Origin of the sequence: Chitinophaga sp., from assembly GCF_036566945.1 — a bacterium.
In the GTDB taxonomy this organism is placed as follows: Bacteria; Bacteroidota; Bacteroidia; order Chitinophagales; family Chitinophagaceae; genus Chitinophaga.
On sequence record NZ_DATCVJ010001072.1, the window covers coordinates 1 to 1,811 of the forward strand.

Here is a 1,811-nt window from a genome sequence, read left to right on the forward strand (position 1 = left end):
CGCGTAGGCTATATAGGCCGTTTTAACTATAGTTTCAGCGACAAATATTTCCTGGAAGTAGCTGGCCGTTACGATGGCTCCTGGAAATTTGCACCAGATAAAAGGTGGGGATTTTTCCCTTCTGTTTCTGCCGGATGGCGCTTAACAGAAGAACCATTCTTTAAAAAATGGCTGGGCAGCAACAGCATCCTGACGGAATTAAAACTCCGTGGTTCTTATGGAGAACTGGGAGATGATGATATTGGTATTGGCGCCTACGATTATTTGCCGGGCTATACCTATGGCACTTCTACGGTAATACTGGATGGCACCGTGATCAGAGGTTCCCGCGATAAAGGCGTGCCTAATGACCGCCTGTCCTGGTTTGTCAGCAAGATCGCCGACGTTGGTCTGGACTACCAGCTATGGAATGGCAAAGTGTACGGCTCCCTCGACTTCTTTAATCGTAAGCGTTCCGGTCTTCGTGGACGTAAGTACGACGTGTTGGTACCCAGTGAAATCGGCTACAGTTTACCAGATGAAAATGTGAACAGTGATCAGCAGAAAGGGGGCGAGTTTTCTGCCGCCTATAGCACCAGGGTGGGTAAAGTAAATGTGGTGGTTGGAGGTAATGTTTCTTATTCAAGGAGTAAGTTCCTGGAATCTTACAAACCAGTATGGGGTAACTCGCTGGATCATTACCGCTCTTCCGTTGAAAACAGGTGGAATGGTATTTACTGGGGATATGAAGCGATCGGGCAATTCCAGTCGCAGGAAGAGATCAATAAGTATCCTGTTAACGTAGATGGCAAAGGGAATAAAACCTTGCTCCCCGGCGATATTATCTACAAGGATTTGAACGGCGATAATGTCATTGATGGTTATGATGAAAGACCTATCGGTTATCAAACCAGTGGTAATCCTACGGTGAACTTTGGTTTCAACCTCGGTCTCCGGTGGAATGGATTTGATTTTGCGGCCGACTTCTCCGGTGGTTCTATGTATTCCTATAACCAGAATTGGGAAATGAGATGGCCTTTTCAGAACGGCGGTAATTTACTGAAACAGTTTTATGATGATCGCTGGCACCGCGAAGATCCTTTTGATGTTAACAGCAAATGGATACCAGGAAAAAATCCACCATTACGATTCAACAAAGGAGATCATAGTAACTACAACAAAGCCTCTACTTTCTGGCTGCATAATGTGCATTACATACGGCTGCGCACCATGGAACTGGGGTATTCTATTCCGGATCATCTGCTCGAAAGGGTGAAGTTTAAGAAGGCCAGGATTTATATCAATACCTACAACCTGTTCTCGCTGGATAATGTGAAAGACCTGGGTATAGAGCCGGAGATCGCAGATGAAAACGGGTTACAGTATCCGCAGAATAAGCTGGTAAATATTGGACTGAACCTTACTTTCTAAGTAGTAAACAGAATTGTTATGAAAAAAAGTTTGTTATATATATGTCTGGCTATCCTCGCTGTGAATGCAGGGTGCAACGACAAGGATTTTCTCAATGTAGCACCTACCAATGTGTTGCAAAACGATCAGCTCTGGAATGACGAAGGGTTAATACTCTCTGTGCTGGCAGATTTGTATGACCGTTATCCGGATCGTCAAACAGATGCCAATGCCACAGGCATTCCTTCTATGGTGGTGCAAACTATTGATAACTGGGGAGAATTTGCCCGTTTTGATGAAGCCTTTGCTTCGGAAAACGGACAGTACTGGCGGCATGGCAATACCGAATATGACTATGTATTTCCGGGCATGATAGCAAAAAATACCGGCGAAGTTACCTATTGGGATTATGCGTATATCCG

At 44.9% G+C, this 1,811-nt stretch carries 2 pseudogenes; both read left to right on the plus strand.

The features are described 5' to 3' along the window. Nucleotides 1–1,410, plus strand: a pseudogene (locus VIP81_RS32300) (SusC/RagA family TonB-linked outer membrane protein); the annotation flags it as partial. 18 nt (nucleotides 1,411–1,428) lie between these two features. Next, a pseudogene (locus VIP81_RS32305) lies at nucleotides 1,429–1,811 on the plus strand (hypothetical protein); the annotation flags it as partial.